Annotated in this window: 20 protein-coding genes; 13 read left to right on the forward strand and 7 right to left on the reverse strand. The window is 64.4% G+C overall.

Annotated features, from left to right (window positions below; all coding sequences use genetic code 11):
• The first annotated feature begins 456 nt into the window (after positions 1–456).
• From ACEN9T_RS25375 to ACEN9T_RS25410, 8 genes are all read left to right on the forward strand, one after another.
• Entirely contained in the window at positions 457–1005 is a 549-nt protein-coding gene (locus ACEN9T_RS25375) for a phage tail protein (RefSeq protein WP_092973929.1), read from the forward strand.
• Between the two features lie 10 nt (positions 1006–1015).
• Positions 1016–1552, forward strand: coding sequence for a phage tail protein (locus tag ACEN9T_RS25380; protein ID WP_092973926.1), 537 nt, complete (start codon positions 1016–1018; stop codon positions 1550–1552).
• Between the two features lie 17 nt (positions 1553–1569).
• Positions 1570–2091, forward strand: coding sequence for a phage tail protein (locus ACEN9T_RS25385; RefSeq protein WP_413707437.1), 522 nt, complete (start codon positions 1570–1572; stop codon positions 2089–2091).
• A gap of 77 nt (positions 2092–2168) precedes the next feature.
• Positions 2169–2471, forward strand: a complete 303-nt coding sequence (locus tag ACEN9T_RS25390; RefSeq protein WP_092973919.1) for a DUF6916 family protein — start codon at positions 2169–2171, stop codon at positions 2469–2471.
• A gap of 5 nt (positions 2472–2476) precedes the next feature.
• Positions 2477–2986, forward strand: coding sequence for an N-acetyltransferase family protein (locus ACEN9T_RS25395; protein WP_413707438.1), 510 nt, complete (start codon positions 2477–2479; stop codon positions 2984–2986).
• 80 nt (positions 2987–3066) lie between these two features.
• Entirely contained in the window at positions 3067–4728 is a 1662-nt protein-coding gene (locus ACEN9T_RS25400) for an acyl-CoA dehydrogenase family protein (RefSeq protein WP_092973914.1), read from the forward strand.
• Between the two features lie 124 nt (positions 4729–4852).
• Positions 4853–5740, forward strand: coding sequence for an amino acid ABC transporter substrate-binding protein (locus ACEN9T_RS25405; protein WP_092973911.1), 888 nt, complete (start codon positions 4853–4855; stop codon positions 5738–5740).
• A gap of 257 nt (positions 5741–5997) precedes the next feature.
• A complete protein-coding gene (locus tag ACEN9T_RS25410) occupies positions 5998–6906 on the forward strand; it encodes a transporter substrate-binding domain-containing protein (protein WP_413707439.1) in 909 nt (302 codons plus the stop codon).
• A gap of 303 nt (positions 6907–7209) precedes the next feature.
• Here the strand turns inward: ACEN9T_RS25410 and ACEN9T_RS25415 are convergent, their stop codons facing one another.
• Positions 7210–8940 carry a GMC family oxidoreductase gene (locus tag ACEN9T_RS25415; RefSeq protein WP_413707440.1) on the reverse strand — a complete coding sequence of 577 codons (1731 nt, stop codon included), beginning with the start codon at positions 8938–8940 and terminating at the stop codon, positions 7210–7212.
• Between the two features lie 351 nt (positions 8941–9291).
• On the opposite strand from ACEN9T_RS25415, the gene ACEN9T_RS25420 reads away from it, so the two are divergent.
• Positions 9292–10716, forward strand: coding sequence for a coniferyl aldehyde dehydrogenase (locus ACEN9T_RS25420; protein WP_413707441.1), 1425 nt, complete (start codon positions 9292–9294; stop codon positions 10714–10716).
• A 26-nt stretch (positions 10717–10742) separates the two neighbouring features.
• Here the strand turns inward: ACEN9T_RS25420 and ACEN9T_RS25425 are convergent, their stop codons facing one another.
• The gene (locus tag ACEN9T_RS25425) at positions 10743–11351 is read right to left on the reverse strand and encodes a LysE family translocator (protein WP_413707442.1); all 609 of its coding nucleotides are present in this window, start codon (positions 11349–11351) and stop codon (positions 10743–10745) included.
• A 105-nt stretch (positions 11352–11456) separates the two neighbouring features.
• Between ACEN9T_RS25425 and ACEN9T_RS25430 the strand changes: the two genes are divergently transcribed.
• The gene (locus ACEN9T_RS25430; protein ID WP_413707443.1) at positions 11457–12341 is read left to right on the forward strand and encodes a LysR family transcriptional regulator; all 885 of its coding nucleotides are present in this window, start codon (positions 11457–11459) and stop codon (positions 12339–12341) included.
• A gap of 14 nt (positions 12342–12355) precedes the next feature.
• On the opposite strand, the gene ACEN9T_RS25435 is transcribed toward ACEN9T_RS25430, so the two are convergent.
• The 4 genes from ACEN9T_RS25435 to ACEN9T_RS25450 form a co-directional block, all read right to left on the reverse strand.
• Positions 12356–13012: a VOC family protein gene (locus tag ACEN9T_RS25435; protein WP_413707444.1), complete on the reverse strand. Its 657-nt coding sequence runs from the start codon at positions 13010–13012 to the stop codon at positions 12356–12358.
• Between the two features lie 117 nt (positions 13013–13129).
• Positions 13130–13414, reverse strand: coding sequence for a hypothetical protein (locus tag ACEN9T_RS25440; protein ID WP_015856032.1), 285 nt, complete (start codon positions 13412–13414; stop codon positions 13130–13132).
• A 454-nt stretch (positions 13415–13868) separates the two neighbouring features.
• On the reverse strand, positions 13869–14090 hold the full coding sequence (locus tag ACEN9T_RS25445; RefSeq protein WP_027678733.1) for a hypothetical protein: 222 nt from the start codon (positions 14088–14090) through the stop codon (positions 13869–13871).
• Positions 14091–14200: 110 nt separating this feature from the next.
• Complete coding sequence (locus ACEN9T_RS25450) at positions 14201–14644, reverse strand: acyl-CoA thioesterase (protein ID WP_027678734.1); 444 nt, start codon at positions 14642–14644, stop codon at positions 14201–14203.
• Positions 14645–14828: 184 nt separating this feature from the next.
• Here ACEN9T_RS25450 and ACEN9T_RS25455 point away from each other — a divergent pair, with 184 nt between their 5' ends.
• Positions 14829–15263 (forward strand): universal stress protein, encoded by a 435-nt coding sequence (locus ACEN9T_RS25455; protein WP_413707445.1) that lies wholly within the window; start codon positions 14829–14831, stop codon positions 15261–15263.
• Positions 15264–15305: 42 nt separating this feature from the next.
• Here ACEN9T_RS25455 and ACEN9T_RS25460 read toward each other — a convergent pair whose 3' ends face one another.
• Entirely contained in the window at positions 15306–16103 is a 798-nt protein-coding gene (locus ACEN9T_RS25460; protein WP_413707446.1) for an IclR family transcriptional regulator, read from the reverse strand.
• Between the two features lie 195 nt (positions 16104–16298).
• Between ACEN9T_RS25460 and ACEN9T_RS25465 the strand changes: the two genes are divergently transcribed.
• Positions 16299–17063 (forward strand): ABC transporter substrate-binding protein, encoded by a 765-nt coding sequence (locus ACEN9T_RS25465; protein ID WP_413707447.1) that lies wholly within the window; start codon positions 16299–16301, stop codon positions 17061–17063.
• 20 nt (positions 17064–17083) lie between these two features.
• Positions 17084–17755: an ectoine/hydroxyectoine ABC transporter permease subunit EhuD gene (ehuD, locus tag ACEN9T_RS25470; RefSeq protein WP_027678738.1), complete on the forward strand. Its 672-nt coding sequence runs from the start codon at positions 17084–17086 to the stop codon at positions 17753–17755.
• The last annotated feature ends 2 nt before the right edge of the window (positions 17756–17757 follow it).

Consider the following 17757-nt stretch of genomic DNA (forward strand, 5'->3'; position numbering starts at 1 on the left):
CGTAATGGGAAATTCAGTGCCTGATCCCCATCGGGCACTCCCCGGTAATGAGGGGAAATAGCGCGCAGATTTGAACACTTACAATCCATTGCATAGCGTCTAACCATGCAATGATTAAGCGTTAACCCTCACAAATACCCCCCGACAGATCAATGCCCCTTTGTTTCTTTTAAAATGAGCAGGCGCAATGATCCCGACGCGATGCTATGAAAGGTGTCCCGTGTCGTCAATACCAACTTTCGGATGAATTGGCATGATGTGTCGCTTTTGGCACGCTCTGCTGCCTTGACACTGGATTTTCATACGGACAACGCGAAAATCCCGTCCATTATGTTTAGTGATACGCCATGACCAGACTGGCAATCAAATTGAGACGCAGAAACCATTAATAGAAGATTTTCTGCTTCGAAGCGAAGAATTCAAGATCGTGGCGATGCCACATTACGAGGAGGGGTCGTGGATCAATACCTGGGCGAGATTCGCCTCTGTGGATTTCCTTTTCCACCAAAAGGATGGGCCTTGTGCAATGGCGCACTGCTGTCCATCCAGACGAACACCGCGCTGTTTTCGCTGCTGGGCACCCAGTATGGCGGCAATGGCACGACCAACTTCGCGTTGCCGGACCTGCGCGGCCGCACGCCGCTGCACCGCGACCTCCAGGACTACGTGCAGGGCGAGGTAGGTGGCGCCGAGACCGTCACGCTGTCGACCACACAAGTGCCGGCGCACAGCCACCCATTCAATGCATCGACGACGCCCGCCACATTGCCGACGACAGGCATCACGCAGAACCATCTCCTAGCCACCAGCAACATTTACAACCCGGCGAATCCGGGGCCCCCAAGTGCAGGCACCCCTCTTTACGGCGCACCCGGCACGTTGACGCCGCTGTCGAACGAAGCCTGCGGCTCCAGCGGCGGCAACCAGCCGCACGAAAACATGCAGCCATCGCTGGTGCTGAACTACATCATCGCGCTGACCGGCGTGTACCCGTCACGCGGCTAGGAGATCACTCATGGCAGAACCATACGTTGGCGAAATCCGCCTGTTCGCAGGCAACTATGCCCCGGTGGGCTGGCTGCTTTGTCAAGGCCAGATCATTGGCATATCAGAGAATGAGACCCTTTTCACTCTGCTTGGCACCACTTACGGTGGCGATGGCCAGAGCACCTTCGGCTTGCCAGACCTGCAGGGGAAGCTTCCCGTGGGACAAGGGCAGGGCCCAGGGCTGACTAACCGCCTGATCGGAGAGCAGTTCGGCGTCGACGGCGTGACGTTGACGATCAATCAGATTCCGGGGCACAACCACGCCATCAACTGCACCAGCGCGGCCGCCACGACTATTACGCCCGGCCCGAGCGTACTGCTGGCAACCGTATCGAACGCGCAGGGCTTCTACGACGCCGGCACGGCAAATTCGCCGGGCAAGGCCGCGCTGGCCCCCCAGACGATCGGGCAGACCGGCAGCAATCAGGCGCATACCAATCAAATGCCGACGGCCTCCATCAACTACATCATCGCCACCGCGGGCATCTACCCGTCGCAAGGCTGAGTCGAAAGGGGAAACCAATGTCCGATCAATTCGTCGGGGAAATCCGTATCTTCGGGTTCAATTTTGCGCCGGTGGACTGGGCCGCCTGCGATGGGGCGATCATGCCGATCTCTCAGAACACGACACTGTTCTCCATCCTTGGCACCAACTATGGAGGCAACGGTTCAACAACCTTCGGCTTACCCGACCTCCGTGCGCGGGCGGTCATGGGCCCTGTGAGCGGCGTGCTCAACGATCCACAGGGCTCGTCCACCGTCTCGCTGGCGGATACCGAGATGCCATCGCACTCGCACACTGCATACGGTGACAACAGTCGTGCAGCGTCGACGACAGCAGCTGGCCGCCTGCCGGCCCGCTTTCAGGTGACGCTCAACCAGTCGTTCATCAACACAGATGCCTCACCAGCGCCGACGATGACTTCGCTGGCACCGCAGGCGGTCGGCACTTCCGGGGACAGCCAGCCGCACGAGAACATGCAGCCGTTCCTGGTCATGAACTATTGCATCGCCCTGCAAGGCGCTTGGCCGCAACACCCGTAAGCCGCTGCCGTTGCGATGGACTGGCGACGCATGCTGTGCCAGTCCATCGCCCAATTTCCGCATCCGATCTGCCGCCCATGACGATTTCCGCAGAGTTGTTCCAGCCGCATGTCGGCACCGCCTTTTCCGTGCTGCAGGCTCCAGGCGGAGCCCACGACCCACAATTCACGCTGAACCTCGACAAGGTGACGGCCGAGCCGGCCCCTCGTCCAGGCCAGCGCGTGTTCTCATTGTTCTTCGCAAGCGATGCGTCGTTCATGCTGCAGCAGGGGACGTACTTCCTGCAGCACGCCACGCTACCCGAACAGCCGGTGTTCCTCGTGCCGATCGCCCGCACCGCGGAGGGCTTTTGCTACCAAGCCTGCTTCAACATCGGCTGAGCGCCATGCCGATCTTTCCGATCGAACGCGCGGGCACCGCGCTGCGCCCCCTGACCGAAGCCGATCAGCCTTTCCTGCGGCACCTCTATGGCACCACCCGCGAAGCCGAACTGCAGGCGACCGGCTGGACCGATGAACAGAAAGCGCAGTTCGTCCGGATGCAGTTCGATGCGCAGCAACGCGCGTACTTTGCCTATCCCGATGCAGAGTTCTTCGTGATCGAGCAGGACGGCATACCCGCCGGGCGGATCTACCTACAGCATCGGGAAGGCGCACTGCTGATCATCGATATCTCGCTGGTGCCGGCGCGGTGCGGTTCGGGGATCGGCAGCGCGGTGCTTGCTGCTGTATTTGCGCAGGCCCGCGCTTCAGGAAAACGCGTGCAGATTCATGTGGAACGCTTCAACCCCGCTCAGCGCTTGTATCAGCGGATGGGGTTTCGGCTGGTGGAGGACAAGGGCGTGTATCTGTTTCTCGAGTGGGATGGGGCCGCCATCCAAGCGGAACCCGTATAGAAATCCCCCTCCACCCACCCCCACCGCCGGTGGTCTACCATGGCCCACACAACCAAAAGCACCACGCCAGGAGACCCCCCATGCCCACCGAGGCCACCCACCGCGTCTTCAACCAGGTCCCGGACCTGACCGGCTTCAACCCCTTCACGTCCGACACCACGTTGCAAAACGCACTCGAACGTCTGGGCGGCGGCTGGAACGCCAGCGCGCTGCAAGCCTTCGGTGATCAGCTGGGCGCCCCCGAGACGCTGCGGTGGGCCGCGGAGGCCAACACCTATCACCCCGAACTCCACACCCACAGCCGCACCGGCGAGCGCATCGACGCCATCCGCTTCGACCCCGCGTGGCATGCGCTGCTCGGGCTGATGCGCAGCCAGGGGCTGCAGGCGCTGCCCTTCGCCGAGCCGCGCGCCGGTGCATGGGCCGCGCGCACCGCCGGTTACTTCATGCAGGCGCAGATCGAATCCGGCACGCTGTGCCCGGCGACGATGACGTTCGCGAGCATCCCCGTTCTACAAAAAGAGACGGCGCTGTTTGCCGAGCTGGGCCCCCGTCTCTACGCCCGCGAACACGACGCACGCGATCTGCCGTGGCGCCAGAAGACCGCCATCCTCGTCGGCATGGGCATGACCGAAAAGCAGGGCGGCTCCGATGTGCGCAGCAACACCACGGTGGCAACGCCGTTGCGCGGCGAGGGCCGCGGCGCCACATACGCGATCACCGGACACAAGTGGTTCTTCTCTGCGCCGATGTGCGATGCGCATCTTGTGGTGGCACGCATGGGCGCGGAAGACGGGCCGCTGTCGTGCTTCTTCGTACCGCGCTTTCGTGACGACGGCGGCAAGAACCCAATCCAGATCCAGCGCCTGAAAGACAAGCTCGGCAACCGTTCCAACGCCAGCTGCGAAGTGGAGTTCCGCGGCGCAGAGGGCATCCTCATTGGCGAGGAAGGGCGCGGTATTCCAACCATCATCGAGATGGCCACGCACACGCGGCTGGATTGCGTAATCGGCAGCGCGGCCATCCTGCGCCACGCGCTGATGCAGGCGCTGCACCACGCGCGGCATCGCATGGCCTTCGGCCGCCTGCTGGTGGACCAACCGCTCATGCGCAACGTGCTGGCCGATCTGGCCCTGGAATCGCAAGCCGCGACCTTGCTGATGATGGAACTGGGCAGCGCGTTCGAGCGCGCAGATGTCGATCCGCTGGCCGCGGCGTGGAAGCGCATCGTCACGCCCGCCGCCAAGTTCTGGGTCTGCAAGCGCGCCATTGAGGCGACCGGCGAGGCCATGGAAGTCTGGGGCGGCAACGGCTACGTGGAAGAAGGCCCGATGGCGCGCCTGTACCGCGAAGCGCCGGTCAATTCCATCTGGGAGGGCTCGGGCAACGTGATGTGCCTGGACGTGCTGCGCGCCATCGCCCGCACGCCGGACGACGCACTGCGCCTGATGCACGACATTGGCGAGCGCGCACAGGGCCACCGTGCCGTGCGCGCGGAACTGGCCGCGCTGCAGGCGATGCTGCATCAGCCGGGCGACATCCAGGAAACCTCCGCGCGCCGCATCGCGCAGGGGCTGGCACTCACGGCCCAGGCCGCCCTGATGCTGGCCCATGCCCACCCCGACGACGCCGAACGCTTCATCGCCAGCCGCTTCCATCATCAGCATGGCCGCGTGTTTGGCACGCTCGACGGACATGCTCAGGAGCTGGGTGCAGTGCTGCAGCGCGCATGGCCTGTATGAAGACTCTGTGAAGAGAAACACGGGGCGGCCGGCGTGAAAGCGGGATGAAAGATCACATCGCCTAGGGTGGGGGAGCCGCGCGAGCGCGCCGGCACCAGAAAAATAACCAGACAGGAGACATCCCGTGCCGCATCCGACCCGCGTATTGCTCGCGGCCGGCCTGGCGTTGTGCGCTTTCCAGGCGTTGGCTGCATCCCCCGTGCTTGACCGCATCCGCGATACCGGCACTGTCCGGCTGGCGTATCGCGAGAACTCCGTACCGTTCTCCTATGTCGATGGCGGCAAGCCGGTGGGATATTCGATCGACCTCTGCGCGAGGCTGGTCGAGGCGGTCAAGGTGGCGGTCAAGCGGCCCGACCTGAAGGTGCAATACGTGCCCGTGACGCCAGCCACGCGCATCGGCGCCATCACCGAGGGCCGCGCAGATCTCGAATGCGGATCGACCAACAACACGCGCGAGCGCCGCGAGAAGGTAGCGTTCACTATTCCGCATTACATTGCCAGCAGCCGCATGCTGGTGAAGACCAGTTCGGGCATCCACCGCTGGGAAGATCTCAACAACAAGACGGTGGTGTCCACGCGCGGCAGCACGAACGGCGGGCAGATCCGCGCGATGGCCGATGCGCGCGTGCTCAGGGTCAACGTGGTAGAGGCCCGCGACCACGCCGAAGCCTTCGGCATGGTGGCGGCCGGCAAAGCCGATGCGTTTGCGATGGATGATGTGCTGCTCTATGGCTTCCGGGCGACGTCGCCAAACCCGGCGGACTACGCGGTCGTCGGCAGCAACCTGGCGGTGGCGCCGTACGCGATCATGCTCGGCAAAGACGACGCCGAGTTCAAGAAGGTGATCGACCTGGCCATGTCACGCACGATCCTCGATGGCGAGGCGGAAAAGCTCTACAAAAAGTGGTTCCAGCAACCCATTCCGCCCAATGGCGTGAAGCTGGAGATCCCGATGAGCTTCCTGCTGCGCGACTCGTTCAAGTTCCCGACCGACAAGGTGGCGGATTAGTGCAACGCTGATCGACCACGCACCGAGAAGGTGCTTGAGGGTATACCCGCATTCAGCGCATAATGCGCGCCCATGGCGGCGCGTGACATTGCTTCACGTTTTGGCATTCCCGGGGGGAGTGACGACGCGCCCCAGCCAATGCTGCGCAGCCGGGCGGATGTCGCCCGGCAATCGATTGCGCGCACGGCCGCATCGATAGGGCCCCGATGCGGTCGGCTGGCCATTAGAAGCCCGAAACTCTCCTAGGACCTTTGACGATGCCGTTCGCTGCGCGCACGTGGCTGCTGGCCGCGCTTGCCGTTCCCACTGCTGTTTCCACCGCTGTCTTCCCGTCCACCGCCGTTGCCGCCACCCCGACGCTCGATCGCATCCGCGATTCGGGCACGGTGCACGTGGCGTATCGGGAAGACTCGATTCCGTTCTCGTACCTTGATGGCACCAAGCCGGTCGGCTACACGATCGACATCTGCTCCCGCCTGATCGATTCGATCAAGACCTCGCTCAAGCGCCCCGACCTGAAGGTGCAGTACGTGCCGGTGACAGCCGCCACACGCATGGACGTGGTCGCCTCGGGCAAGGCCGATCTGGAATGCGGCTCGACCAACAACTCGCGCGAGCGCCGTGAGAAAGTCGCCTTCACGATCCCGCACTACATCACCAAGGGCCGCATGCTGGTGAAGGCTGGCTCGCCGATCCAGCAATGGGAAGACCTGAACGGTAAGACGGTGGTGGCCGCGCGCGGATCGAGCAATGCCGATCTCGCACGCAAGCTCAACGAGACGGGCATGACGATGCAGGTGGTGGATGCCAACGACCTGCGCAGCGCGTTTGCGATGCTGGCCGATGGCCGCGCCAATGCGTTTGCCGGTGACGACATCCTGCTCTCGGGCATGCGCGCCACGGCCAAGAACCCGGCCGATTACCGCCTGACGGGCAAGACGCAGCTCGTGTCGTCGTACGCGATCATGCTTAGCAAGCAAGACCCGGAGTTCAAGAAGCTGATCGACCAGTCGATGACGCGGCTGATTGTCGATGGCGAGGTGCCGAAGCTGTACAAGAAGTGGTTTCAGCAGCCGATTCCGCCGAATGGGGTGAATCTGGAGGTGCCGATGAGTTATTTGCTGCGGGATTCGTTTAATACGCCTACGGATAGTGCCGGGAACTGATGTCTGATTTGCTTCGGAGTGCTCGTTGATGTTGTTGGGGCATCCCTGGTTTCATCCCCTGCCGGGGCTGACTCACTTTCTTTGTCTTGCCAAAGAAAGTAAGCAAAGAAAGGCGCGCCCGAGATGGCGACTTCTCCTTGAATTTCTGTGACCGTGCGGGGAAGGAGGCAAACTCGCTGCGCTCAGACAGGCCTCCTTCCTTTTTCCGCCCGCTCACAGAAATTCAAGGCGCCATCTAGGGCTCCAACGGCCACACCGTTGGTATGCGGAGGGCGGCGCTGCGGTTCGTCGCCCTCGCTGTTTTCAGTGCACCTCGGCCGGTGCTGCTTGCGCGGGGATGCCGCTCACCACATTTAACGTCGGGCGTCCGCCCTGGCGCATCAGGTCGGCGGCGCGCTCGGCAATCATGATGATCGGGGCGTTGGTGTTGCCGCCGATGAGCGTCGGCATGACGGAGCCGTCGATCACGCGCAGGCCTGTCAGGCCGCGCACGCGCAGTTCCGGGTCGACCACCGCCATTGCGTCGTCGGCGCTGCCCATCTTGCAGGTGCCGACGGGGTGATAGATGGTGTCGGCGTGCTGGCGGATGAGGGCGCGGACGGCTTCGTCGTCGGAGCCATCGCCGCGGATATTTCCGGAATACAGCTCACGCCCGCCAAGGTCAGCCAACGGACGCTGCGCGAAGATGCTCTTCACGGCGCGGAAGCCGGCAAGCATGCCGTTCATGTCGTCGGGGTCGGACAGGAAACGCGGGTCGATCAGCGGGGCCTCGCGCGTGTCGGCGGAGGCCAGGCGCACTTCGCCGCGGCTCTTCGGGCGCAGCACGCACACGTGGCACGAATAGCCGTGGCCGTAGTTGAACGTGCGGTTGTGGTTGTCGGCCATGGCGACCACGAAGTGCAGTTGCAGATCGGGATCGGCCAGATCGGGCCGGCTCTTGATGAAGCCGCCGGCTTCGGCAAAGTTGGTCGCCAGCATGCCGCGACGCTCGCGCCGGTAGCGCAGGATCTCGCCCAGCATGTGGGCGCTGCCGCGCGCGGAATAGCCGATCAGATCAAGGTTGAAGACTTTCTTGTGCAGGATGATGTCGAGGTGGTCCTGCAGGTTCTGGCCGACGCCGGGCAGGTCGTGCACGACCGGAATGCCGAGCGAGCGCAGATGCTCCGCCGGGCCCACGCCTGAAGCCATGAGCAACTGCGGCGAGCCGAATGCGCCCGATGAGACGATCACCTCGCGGCGCGCGCGCAGGGTTTCCGTGCGGCCCGCACGCTCCACCACCACACCCGCCGCGCGCTTGCCTTCAAAGACGATGCGCAGCGCCTGCGTGTCGGGCATCACCGTCAGCTGGCGGCGATTGCGGCTGAACGTGGCGTCGGCCTTGTCGCCGCCATGCAGGTAGGCGCGCGCGGCGTTCCAGCGCTCGCCGTTGTATTGCGTGACCTGGTACGGGCCGACGCCCTCCTGCTCGGGGCCGTTGAAATCGTTGTTGCGCCGGTAGCCTGCGGCCACGCCGGCCTCGACAAAGCGTTGTGCGATGGGGTTGCCGGTGCGCAGGTCGCTCACGTGCAGCGGGCCGGTGCCGCCGTGCAGCGCGTCGTCATCGCGGCCGGCAAAACGCTCGTTGCCTTCGGAACGCTTGAAGTAGGGCAGCACGTCGCTCCAGCTCCAGCCGGTGCAGCCGAGCGCCGCCCAGTGGTTGTAGTCGCTCGGCGTGCCGCGGATGTAGATCATCGCGTTGAGCGACGAACTGCCGCCCAGGCCCCGCCCACGCGGCTGATAACCCTGGCGGCCGCCCAGCCCCGCTTGCGGCACGGTCTGGAACCCATAGTTGCGCTTGTTCTTGAACGGCAGCGACGCCGCGCATCCGGCCGGCACCCAGACGGAAAGATGATGATCGTGCGGCCCAGCTTCCAGCAGCGCGACGGTCACGTCTGGGTCTTCGGTCAGCCGGCTGGCAAGCGCGCAACCGGCTGAGCCTGCGCCGACGATGACGTAGTCAAAGGTGAGCGCGGATGTCTGCGATTCGGTGGCCATGGGTGTCTCCGGATGGTTTTCTAATGGGCGAGCGATGCCGCCGGCTTATTGCCGGTCACGAACTCACATCCTAGGCGTGCCGGGTTGTTTCAAACGACCGGGCTTACCCGCATTAGAGGCATCGTTCGATGTCATGCAACAAGGCGACGGGAGGCAGCCCCCAAACCCTTAAACCGACGCCAACGGCGGGATATTGCGGCGCAGCAATTCCACGCTGGCACACGGTTGCGTGCGCCCACGCAGGCCGGGCATGCCGCACACGGCTGGGCCGTATCAGGCCGTCGCAATGGCGGCTGGCGACCATACTGCTTTGCAATTGCACCGATCCGCCCACCTTGCCAGGAGCCCCCCATGCAACCTGCCGATCTGCCTGCCCCGCACCTGCTTCGCATGCAGCAGACCTTTGAGGCCATGCGCGCTGCCCATCAGGCCGACATGCTGCCTGCCTGGCCTGTGCGCCGCGACCGTCTGATGCGCCTCAAACGCCTCGTCATGGACAACCGCGACGCCATCGCCCAGGCCGTCAGCGCAGACTTCGGCAACCGCTCGCGGCAAGAGACTGACCTGCTGGAGATCTTTCCGAGCGTGGACGGCATCAAGCACGCGCTATCGCACGGCAAGCGCTGGATGCGCGTGCAGCGGCGCGGCGTGAGCCTGTGGTTCCGGCCCGCCAGCTCGCGGCTGATTCCGCAACCGCTGGGGGTGGCGGGCATCGTCGTGCCCTGGAATTACCCGATCTATCTGACCATCGGGCCGCTGGTGTCTGCGCTGGCGGCGGGCAACCGCGCAATGGTCAAGCTCTCGGAATACACGCCGCGCTTTTCCGCCCTGTTTGCCGACCTGGTCGAGCGCAGTTTTGCCGCCGATGAAGTCCGCGTCATCAATGGCGATGCGGCGGTGGCCGAGGCCTTCTCGCGGCTGCCGTTCGATCACCTGTTGTTCACAGGCTCCACCAACGTCGGCCACCACGTCATGCGCGCCGCGGCCGACAACCTCACGCCGGTCACGCTGGAGCTGGGCGGCAAATCACCCACGATCATCGGGCCGGATGCGGATTTCAATCGCGCGGTGGAGCGCACGCTGGTCGGCAAGCTACTCAATGCAGGGCAGACCTGCGTGGCGCCCGACTACGTATTGCTGCCCGCCGGCGCCGAGCAGCGTTTTATCGATGCGGCACGCAAGCTGGTCGACAAGATGTACCCCGACATGGCGCGCAACCGGGATTACACGACGCTCATCAGCCCACGCCACTTCCAGCGCATGGCCAGCCTGGCCGACGAGGCTCGCGAGCAGGGCGCGCAGGTGCTGCCGCTCACCAACGCCGTGCCCGACGAAGGCACGCGCCAGTTCCCGCCTGCGCTCATCACGGGCGGCACCGAGGCAATGCGCGTGATGCAGGAAGAAATCTTCGGCCCGCTGCTGCCGCTGGTGCCGTATCGCACGCTGGACGAAGCGCTGGACTACATCAACGCCCGCCCACGGCCGCTCGCGCTATACCTGTTCGAGCGCAACGGCGCCACGGTCGACCGCGTGATGGCCGGCACCATTGCCGGCGGCGTGTGCATCAACGAGACGCTGCTGCACGTAGCGCAAGACGACCTGCCCTTTGGCGGCGTGGGCGCCAGCGGCATGGGCGCGTACCACGGCATCCACGGGTTCGAGCGGTTCTCGAAGATGAAGCCGGTGTTCCGGCAATCGGCCATCAACGGTCTGGGCCTGTTCCGTGCGCCGTACGGCAAGACGTTCGAGACGATGATGAAGCTCTTGGTGCGCTGATCGACCGGCACCCAATCACCACCCAATCACGGCTGCCACATCGGCACGATCGAGACGGCCAGCAGCACGCCCAGCACCGCATTGAGCACACGCCACTGGCGCGGCGTCTTCAACAGCCGCGCCAGCACGATCCCGGCCGCGCACCACAGCGACAGCGACGCCAGCGCAGCCAACCCAAAGGTCGCGCCCAGCAGCGCCGCCAGTTGCAGCGGGCCACTCGCCAGCATTGCAAACGAAGCCGCCGCGCCCAGCGCCATCGCCCAGCCCTTGGGGTTCAGCCACAGCAGGCAGGCACCACCCAGCAGCGTGGTCGGCACCGTGGCGGCGGCATTGAGATTGGGCGGACCGCTGCGCGCTACTTTCCACGCCAGCCACAGCAGATAGGCTGAACCCGCCGCCTTCATTACCAGCAGCAGCCCCGGCGCAGCCATCAGCAACCCGGCCAAGCCCGCTGCCGCACCCGCTGCCAACGAAGCCAGCCCGACGGCAATGCCCACCATGAGCGGAATTGAGCGCCGAAACCCAAATTGCGACCCCGAGGCTGTCGCCAGCGTCGTGGCCCCGCCCGGCGACACGGTAGACACCACGGCAAACAACACCAGCGGCGCGATGGAGGAAAACGCTTCGACGGCCATGGGCGGCACTCTTCGGTTGGTGACGGATGGCCCACTGTAGAGCGCGCAAAACCATTAGCAAATCGAAGGTTTTTGATGCAATCCATTAGCATCTAGAATTCCTCGATGGCCAAGAACCTCGACATCACCCTCGTGCGCACCTTCATTGCCGTGGCGGAAAACGCCAGCATGACGGTGGCCGCCAACGCGCTGCACCTCACGCAGGGCGCCATCAGCCAGCAGATCAAGCGGCTTGAAGACGCGTTCGAATGCCGCCTGTTCGAGCGCGACGGCCGGCGGCTGGAACTCACCCACGCGGGTGAACGCTTCCTCGGCCGTGCCAAGCGCCTGCTCGCCCTCAACGACGAGATCTGGGCCGACATGGCCGCGCGTCCGCTGCAGGGCCCGGTGCGCCTGGGCGTGCCTTACGACCTGGTCGGCACCGTTTTCCCGCCAATCTTCAAGGCGTTTACCGAAGCGTGGCCATCGGTGGAATTGACCATCGTGTGCGGGACGTCGCCCGAGCTGGCGCAGAGCATTGCGCGCGGCGAGCTGGACGTCGCCGTAGTCGAAGCGCCGGTGGATGAAGCGACGGGTGAATGCCTGTGCGTGGAACGTCTGGTGTGGGTCGGCCCGCGCGGCGGCAATGTGCATGCGAAACGACCACTGCCGCTATCGATGGTGGACGAGAGCTGCGCCTTCCGGGCCCGTGTGCTCAAAGCGCTGGGCGAGCACGGCATCGAATGGCGCACGGTGTTCGAGAGCGGCAACATTGAAGCGACCACCGCCACGGTGCGCACCGGGCTGGCCGTCACGGCATGGCTGACGCCGACGGTGCCGGCGGACTTGGACATTCTCGGGCCCGAAGCCGGCCTCCCGGAACTGCCGATGTTTGCGATCAGCCTGCTGTTGCCTGCGCAAGGCGCGAGTGCGGCGGCGCTGGCGTTGGCGCAGTGCGTGCGCGACGGGTTCTCGACGCGGCAGCGTGTAGCGGAGCGGCGCGCCGCCTGACCCGTGGCCGGCGGTTACAGGCCGCCGCCTTCGATCTGCACCCGCCCTTTCGGCGTATCGAGCACGAGCGTCAATGCCGGCCGTGCCGAGTCGGTCAGTTCGACGTGTTGGTTCTCCGGCTCGGAAGCATTCCACCCCAGCCCATGAAGCTTTGCGCGGATGGCCGGCATCCCCGGATGCGCGAGTTGGAATTGGTTCAGGCGCAGCCCAACCTCCTGCATCCGGTCGACCGGGCTTTGGCCGCCTGCCCAGTCGATGAGTGCGGGCCAGCAACCGCCCGCTTCCGCTTCACCGTCGCTGCGGTGAAAGAAGTGCCATCGCAAATCGCCACGCGTCACTTCCAGCAATTCGTGCTGCGGTGATTCGCTTACGTTGCGCGCCAGATCCGGAACGCTCGCGACCCAGCCGAACAACCGGGGCGCCTCTTCCAATGTGCCTTCCCGCGTCAGGCGGTCGAGCGCAAACCAGCGCGTCCTGTTGGGCGCCGCCGCCTCCGGGTCGATGGCGATGAACTCCAGAAAGACGCCGGGCGCAATCTGCGTGACGAGGTTGTGCGTGCCCATCAAGGGATGCTTGCCGCCTGCGGGCAGCGCCACGCCAAACCGCTGCGCGGCATAGGCCTGCGCCTGTTCAAGTGATTGCGCGACGAAGGCAATGTGATCGAGCTTCAAGATGGCTCCCGCTGTATCCGCCTCAAATGTGAGGGCCCAGCATGCCACAGCGCATTCCACGATGTTGCGGCGTGGTGTCGGCATCCCCGCCCGTCTCGGGGATGGGTCCAACTGTTCTTATGCGGCGGAAACCCGCCGGCGCTCAATGGCGGCCAACACCTCCCACGTGTGCGGATCCACGTCGCTCCCCCCGAGCGACATCGACAGATACGCGTCGATGGCATCGATAAAGCCTTTCACGAATGCCGGCGGATACGCGTGTTCCGAAAAGTACGTGAGCTGCTCGCGCAGCCTGCCGGGCCGGCAATGCCCAGGGTCGCGCATGACGCTGTGCGTGCGGCACAGAAATGCGCGTGCCGAGACGGCGCCATCCAGGTAGAGGCGGTTTTTGGTCAGCGACATGCGGCACCTCCCGGTTGTGCGGGAAGCCTGCAGCGCCAAGGCGGTGGGGAAGGGTAAGACGCGGGGCGATGCCCGCTGAGTGCGGTAGCCATGTGGCCTCCTGGAGTGGATTGAAGGAGACCCGGCCCTCGCTGCGAACGAGGGTGGCGGGCCTGACGACAGGGTTCGCAGACCGGCCCACTCCAGCTCGCCGGCAGACCCGAAGGTCTCCCTGCCCGGCCCGCCGCAGAAAGCATAGGCGTGCGCAAGCACCGGACATGAAAACGCCGCTCGGAAGCGGCTGTCCGTCTGGAGGGAAAATGGGCTGCGAAACCCGGTCACCGCGAAGGCAGTGACGGTGGGGATTATATGTGCCCATATGGCGGCAAGGACTCGCCTCGAACGCACGGCACCAAAAAACAAAAACCCCGCCAACCGGCGGGGTCCCCCAAATCCTTTTGAGCCTGCAAGCAATTCAAGCCTGCGGCGCGGCCCCATCTTCCGGGGCTGCCTCGGCGCCTTCAGCCTTGGCTTCGTCCTTCTTTTCCAGCATCTCTTCCAGCGCGCCAGCGCCCTTGAAACCGGCGACGGCGGCAACCGCCTTGGTCAGCAGGCCGGCATCCGGATCGACTTTCTCGGCGGCTTCAACGGCGGCGACGGCGCCGGCGATCTTGCCCACTTCATCCAACAGTCCCATGGTCACCTCCGCGTGATTGAACGGGAGAGCCATCTTCCCACCGGCTAGGGGCGCAAGTGCAAGCAAAGTTAAAAAATTTTCCGCGGACGGACGTTTGCGTACAGCGCGCATCACTCTGCTTCTGCGCCGGCAGGGGTGGCGGTGAGCGCGGCAAGGCGCTGACGGGCGCTATCAGTAATCGGGCTCGATTGGCGCGTGGCAACGTCGATCTGCACGATTACCGATTGCGATGTGGCGGCGCAGCGGCCGTTCTGGAAGATGGCCTGCTCCAACTTGACCGAGCTGCGCCCGACGCTCGCCACACGCGTACCGATCTGCACGGAGCCGGGCCAGAGAATCTCGCTGCGGAAGTCGAGCACGAGTTGCGCGATGACGAACTCGCAACCGGGCGCGGCCAGCGGGTTGTCGGGCGTGAAGAGCATTTCCACGCGGCCTGTCTCCAGGTACGTGGCGAAGACGGCGTTGTTGATGTGGCCCTGGCGGTCGGTGTCGCCGTAGCGGAGCTTGTCGGTCGAGTGCAGCGGGAAATCGGAAAGGGATGGTGTGGTCGTCATGTGGGGCGCGAAATCTGGGTTAACCTGCGCATTCTGCCTGCCTTCCTGTGCAAACGCTGACCGGGTGACCGCACCACAGCGCTTACGTTGACTCGTATCAACGCGTGGCTTTCAGCAGCGCTTACGTTGGAAGCAGACGCCGGCCGCGCACGCTGCGCGACCGCAGACATGGCAAGGAGGCCACATGAAAACCCTGTTACTGGCAACGGACGGATCGGCCTATTCCGATGCGGCAGCGCGGTGCATTGCCGACAAGACCCTCTTCGGCAGCGATGTGACGGTGCACGTGGTGCATTGCATGCCGGACCTGTCTGGCGACATCAAATCGCTCGTCGGTAAGGCAGAAGTTGACGCGTGGTACGCGGAGGAAAGCACCGGCGCGATGGCTTCAGTCTGCGCGATCCTGGGTGCGGCCGGCGTGCCGTTCGAGCAGCACGCACTGGTCGGTTTTCCACCAGAGCGCATCGTGCACCACGCGCAAAGTGCGGGGGCCGCGGCCATCGTCATGGGCTCGCACGGGCGCGGCGTGTTCGTCGAGGCGCTGATGGGCTCGGTGGCAGGGCGGGTGCTCGCGCATGCCGAATGCCCGGTGCTGCTGGTGAAGGCGCCCAAGGCTTGAAGGTGGCGGGCGGCGCGCTGCTCAACTCCGCCGCGCGCCGCGCTATCCCAGTGCCCGCACCGACGTGCTGATCGCCCGCGCGCATTGCAGCAGCGCGGGGCCCAACTTTGTTTCCATCTCTTCCGCCGTCCACCGCCCGGTGGGCGCAACAAGGTGGATTGCCCCCAGCGGCCGCCCGTTGCTACTGACGATGGGCGCGGCGATGGTCATGTCCCCGAGGAACAGTTCTTCGCAGTTGGTGGCGTAGCCGCGCTGGCGCGCCAGGCGCAGCGTTTCCATGATGTCGGCCACGTCGGTGCGCGTGTGCATGGTGTGCGCCACGCGCTGCGACGCCTCGACGATGGCTTGCGCTTCCGGCATCGGCAGGGCGCTCAGGTAAGCACGGCCCGACGCGGTGCAATACATCGGGATGCGGCTGCCAATGGGCATGTGCACCGGCACAAAGTGCGCACTCACAAAGCGGGCGACGTACACCATCTCGTCCTGATCGGGCTCGGTCAGGCACGAGGTTTCGGTGGTCATCTTGGTGAGTTCGGCCAGGAACGGATTGGCCACGTCGATGAGCGTGTCGGCGGCCAGGTAGTTGAAGCCGATCTTCATCACTGCGGGGGTGAGCTGGTAGCGACGCGTCTGCGGATGCTTGCGCAGGTAGCCGAGCTGCTCGAGCGTGTAGACCATCCGCTGCGCCGAGCTTTTGTTGATGCCGGCAGCGGTGGCCACGTCGGCAATCGTCATGGTGCGGCGCTGCGCGTTGAAGGCGCCCAGCACGGCCAGCCCTTTTTCCAGCGACTGGTTGAACAGCAGGTCGGGCGCATCAGCAGATTCAGCAGCGTCGGTCATGACAAGTGGCGGCTCAGTGGCAAATCAATGGGCAAAGAATCGCATATCGATTCGCATACGTCGATTAGTGGTTTTCCATAGTTAATAATCGATTCGTTACGTTCGAATATTGGCACAACCATTGCATTACGTTGAGCCATTCCCCGTGCATGCGCGTTCGGGGTGCGTCTTTTTTCCGTTGCCTGGAGGATTGCCATGTCTGTTGTCACCACCTTCCGTCGCGCTGCACTGGCGTTGTGCATGCTCGGCACTGCATCGTTTGCCTGGGCGCAGGGCGCGCCCGCCACCTACAACGTGGGGGCCACGGCCACGGGCGTGCCGTTCACGTTTCTGGACGTGAAGACGAATTCCATCCAGGGGATGATGGTCGACACCGTCACGGCCGTGGGCAAGGCGGGCGGCTTCAACGTGAACGTGCAGCAGACGGTGTTCTCGGCGCTCATTCCGTCGCTCACGTCGAACAAGATCGACATCATCTCGGCGGCGATGCTCAAGACGCCGGCGCGCGCGCAGGTGGTGGATTTTTCCGACCCGGTCTACTCGTACGGCGAGGGCCTGATCGTCAAGGCTGACGACGCCAAGAACTACGCCACGCTCGATGATCTGAAAGGCGAGGTGGTCGGCGCGCAGGTCGGCACGGTGTTCCTCGACATGCTCAACAAGAAGGGCATCTTCAAGGAAGTGCGTAGCTACGACTCGGTGGCCGACATGACGCGTGACCTGGCGCTGGGCCGCATCAAGGCCGGCCTGGGCGACCAGCCGATCATCGCGTACCAGATCCGCCAGAACGCCTTCCAGGGCGTGAAGCTTGCTGCCGGCTACAAACCCGCCAACGTGGGCGATGTGTGCCTGGTGGTGCGCAAGGGCGATACCGAAACGCTCAACCGCCTCAACAAGGCCATCGCCAAGATCAAGGCGGACGGCACGCTGGAAGCCATCGTGAAGAAGTGGGGCATCTGATTTCAGACCGGTGATGCGCCATGAGTGTTGCAACGTTTCTTGAGAACGCGCAGGACTTCCTGCCGATCCTGCTGAAAGGGGCGGTGGTCACGGTGGAGGTGACCGTGCTGTCGTTCCTGCTCAGCAGCGTGATCGGGCTGGGGCTCGCGCTGATGCGGTTGTCGCCCATCAAGGCCGTATCTGCGGCCGGGGCGACCATCGTCAACATCATTCGCGGGCTGCCGATCATCGTGCAGCTCTTCTACATCTACTTCGTGCTGCCGGACATCGGCATTCAGCTCACCGCGTTTCAGGCGGGCGTGATCGGGCTGGGCATTGCGTATTCCGCGTATCAGGCCGAGAACTTCCGCGCCGGCATCGAAGCCGTGGACCCCGGCCAGCGTGAAGCCGCGCAGGCCATGGGCATGCGCGGCACGCTGATCATGCGGCGCGTGATCCTGCCGCAGGCGTTTCGCATTGCGCTGCCGCCATACGGCAACACGCTGGTGATGATGCTCAAGGATTCGTCGCTGGTGTCCACCATCACGGTGGCGGAAATGACGCGTGCGGGGCAGCTCATCGCTTCGTCCACGTTCCAGAACATGACGGTCTACACGCTGGTGGCGCTGCTGTATCTGGTGATGAGCCTGCCGCTGGTGTTCGGCCTGCGCAAGCTTGAACACCGCTTGGGCGCAGGGAGGGCCAAACGATGAGC

It is taken from the genome of Ralstonia sp. Ralssp110 (assembly GCF_047325135.1).
GTDB lineage: Bacteria > Pseudomonadota > Gammaproteobacteria > Burkholderiales > Burkholderiaceae > Ralstonia > Ralstonia mojiangensis.

Bases quoted from the DNA above. Each gene is read 5' to 3' on its own strand.
- ACEN9T_RS25380 (WP_092973926.1), top strand. From the start codon at position 1,016: ATGGCAGAACCATACGTTGGCGAAATCCGCCTGTTCGCAGGCAACTAT.
- ACEN9T_RS25385 (WP_413707437.1), top strand. From the start codon at position 1,570: ATGTCCGATCAATTCGTCGGGGAAATCCGTATCTTCGGGTTCAATTTT.
- ACEN9T_RS25390 (WP_092973919.1), top strand. From the start codon at position 2,169: ATGACGATTTCCGCAGAGTTGTTCCAGCCGCATGTCGGCACCGCCTTT.
- ACEN9T_RS25395 (WP_413707438.1), top strand. From the start codon at position 2,477: ATGCCGATCTTTCCGATCGAACGCGCGGGCACCGCGCTGCGCCCCCTG.
- ACEN9T_RS25400 (WP_092973914.1), top strand. From the start codon at position 3,067: ATGCCCACCGAGGCCACCCACCGCGTCTTCAACCAGGTCCCGGACCTG.
- ACEN9T_RS25410 (WP_413707439.1), top strand. From the start codon at position 5,998: ATGCCGTTCGCTGCGCGCACGTGGCTGCTGGCCGCGCTTGCCGTTCCC.
- ACEN9T_RS25415 (WP_413707440.1), bottom strand. From the start codon at position 8,940: ATGGCCACCGAATCGCAGACATCCGCGCTCACCTTTGACTACGTCATC.
- ACEN9T_RS25420 (WP_413707441.1), top strand. From the start codon at position 9,292: ATGCAACCTGCCGATCTGCCTGCCCCGCACCTGCTTCGCATGCAGCAG.
- ACEN9T_RS25425 (WP_413707442.1), bottom strand. From the start codon at position 11,351: ATGGCCGTCGAAGCGTTTTCCTCCATCGCGCCGCTGGTGTTGTTTGCC.
- ACEN9T_RS25430 (WP_413707443.1), top strand. From the start codon at position 11,457: ATGGCCAAGAACCTCGACATCACCCTCGTGCGCACCTTCATTGCCGTG.
- ACEN9T_RS25440 (WP_015856032.1), bottom strand. From the start codon at position 13,414: ATGTCGCTGACCAAAAACCGCCTCTACCTGGATGGCGCCGTCTCGGCA.
- ACEN9T_RS25445 (WP_027678733.1), bottom strand. From the start codon at position 14,090: ATGGGACTGTTGGATGAAGTGGGCAAGATCGCCGGCGCCGTCGCCGCC.
- ACEN9T_RS25450 (WP_027678734.1), bottom strand. From the start codon at position 14,644: ATGACGACCACACCATCCCTTTCCGATTTCCCGCTGCACTCGACCGAC.
- ACEN9T_RS25455 (WP_413707445.1), top strand. From the start codon at position 14,829: ATGAAAACCCTGTTACTGGCAACGGACGGATCGGCCTATTCCGATGCG.
- ACEN9T_RS25460 (WP_413707446.1), bottom strand. From the start codon at position 16,103: ATGACCGACGCTGCTGAATCTGCTGATGCGCCCGACCTGCTGTTCAAC.
- ACEN9T_RS25465 (WP_413707447.1), top strand. From the start codon at position 16,299: ATGTCTGTTGTCACCACCTTCCGTCGCGCTGCACTGGCGTTGTGCATG.
- ehuD (WP_027678738.1), top strand. From the start codon at position 17,084: ATGAGTGTTGCAACGTTTCTTGAGAACGCGCAGGACTTCCTGCCGATC.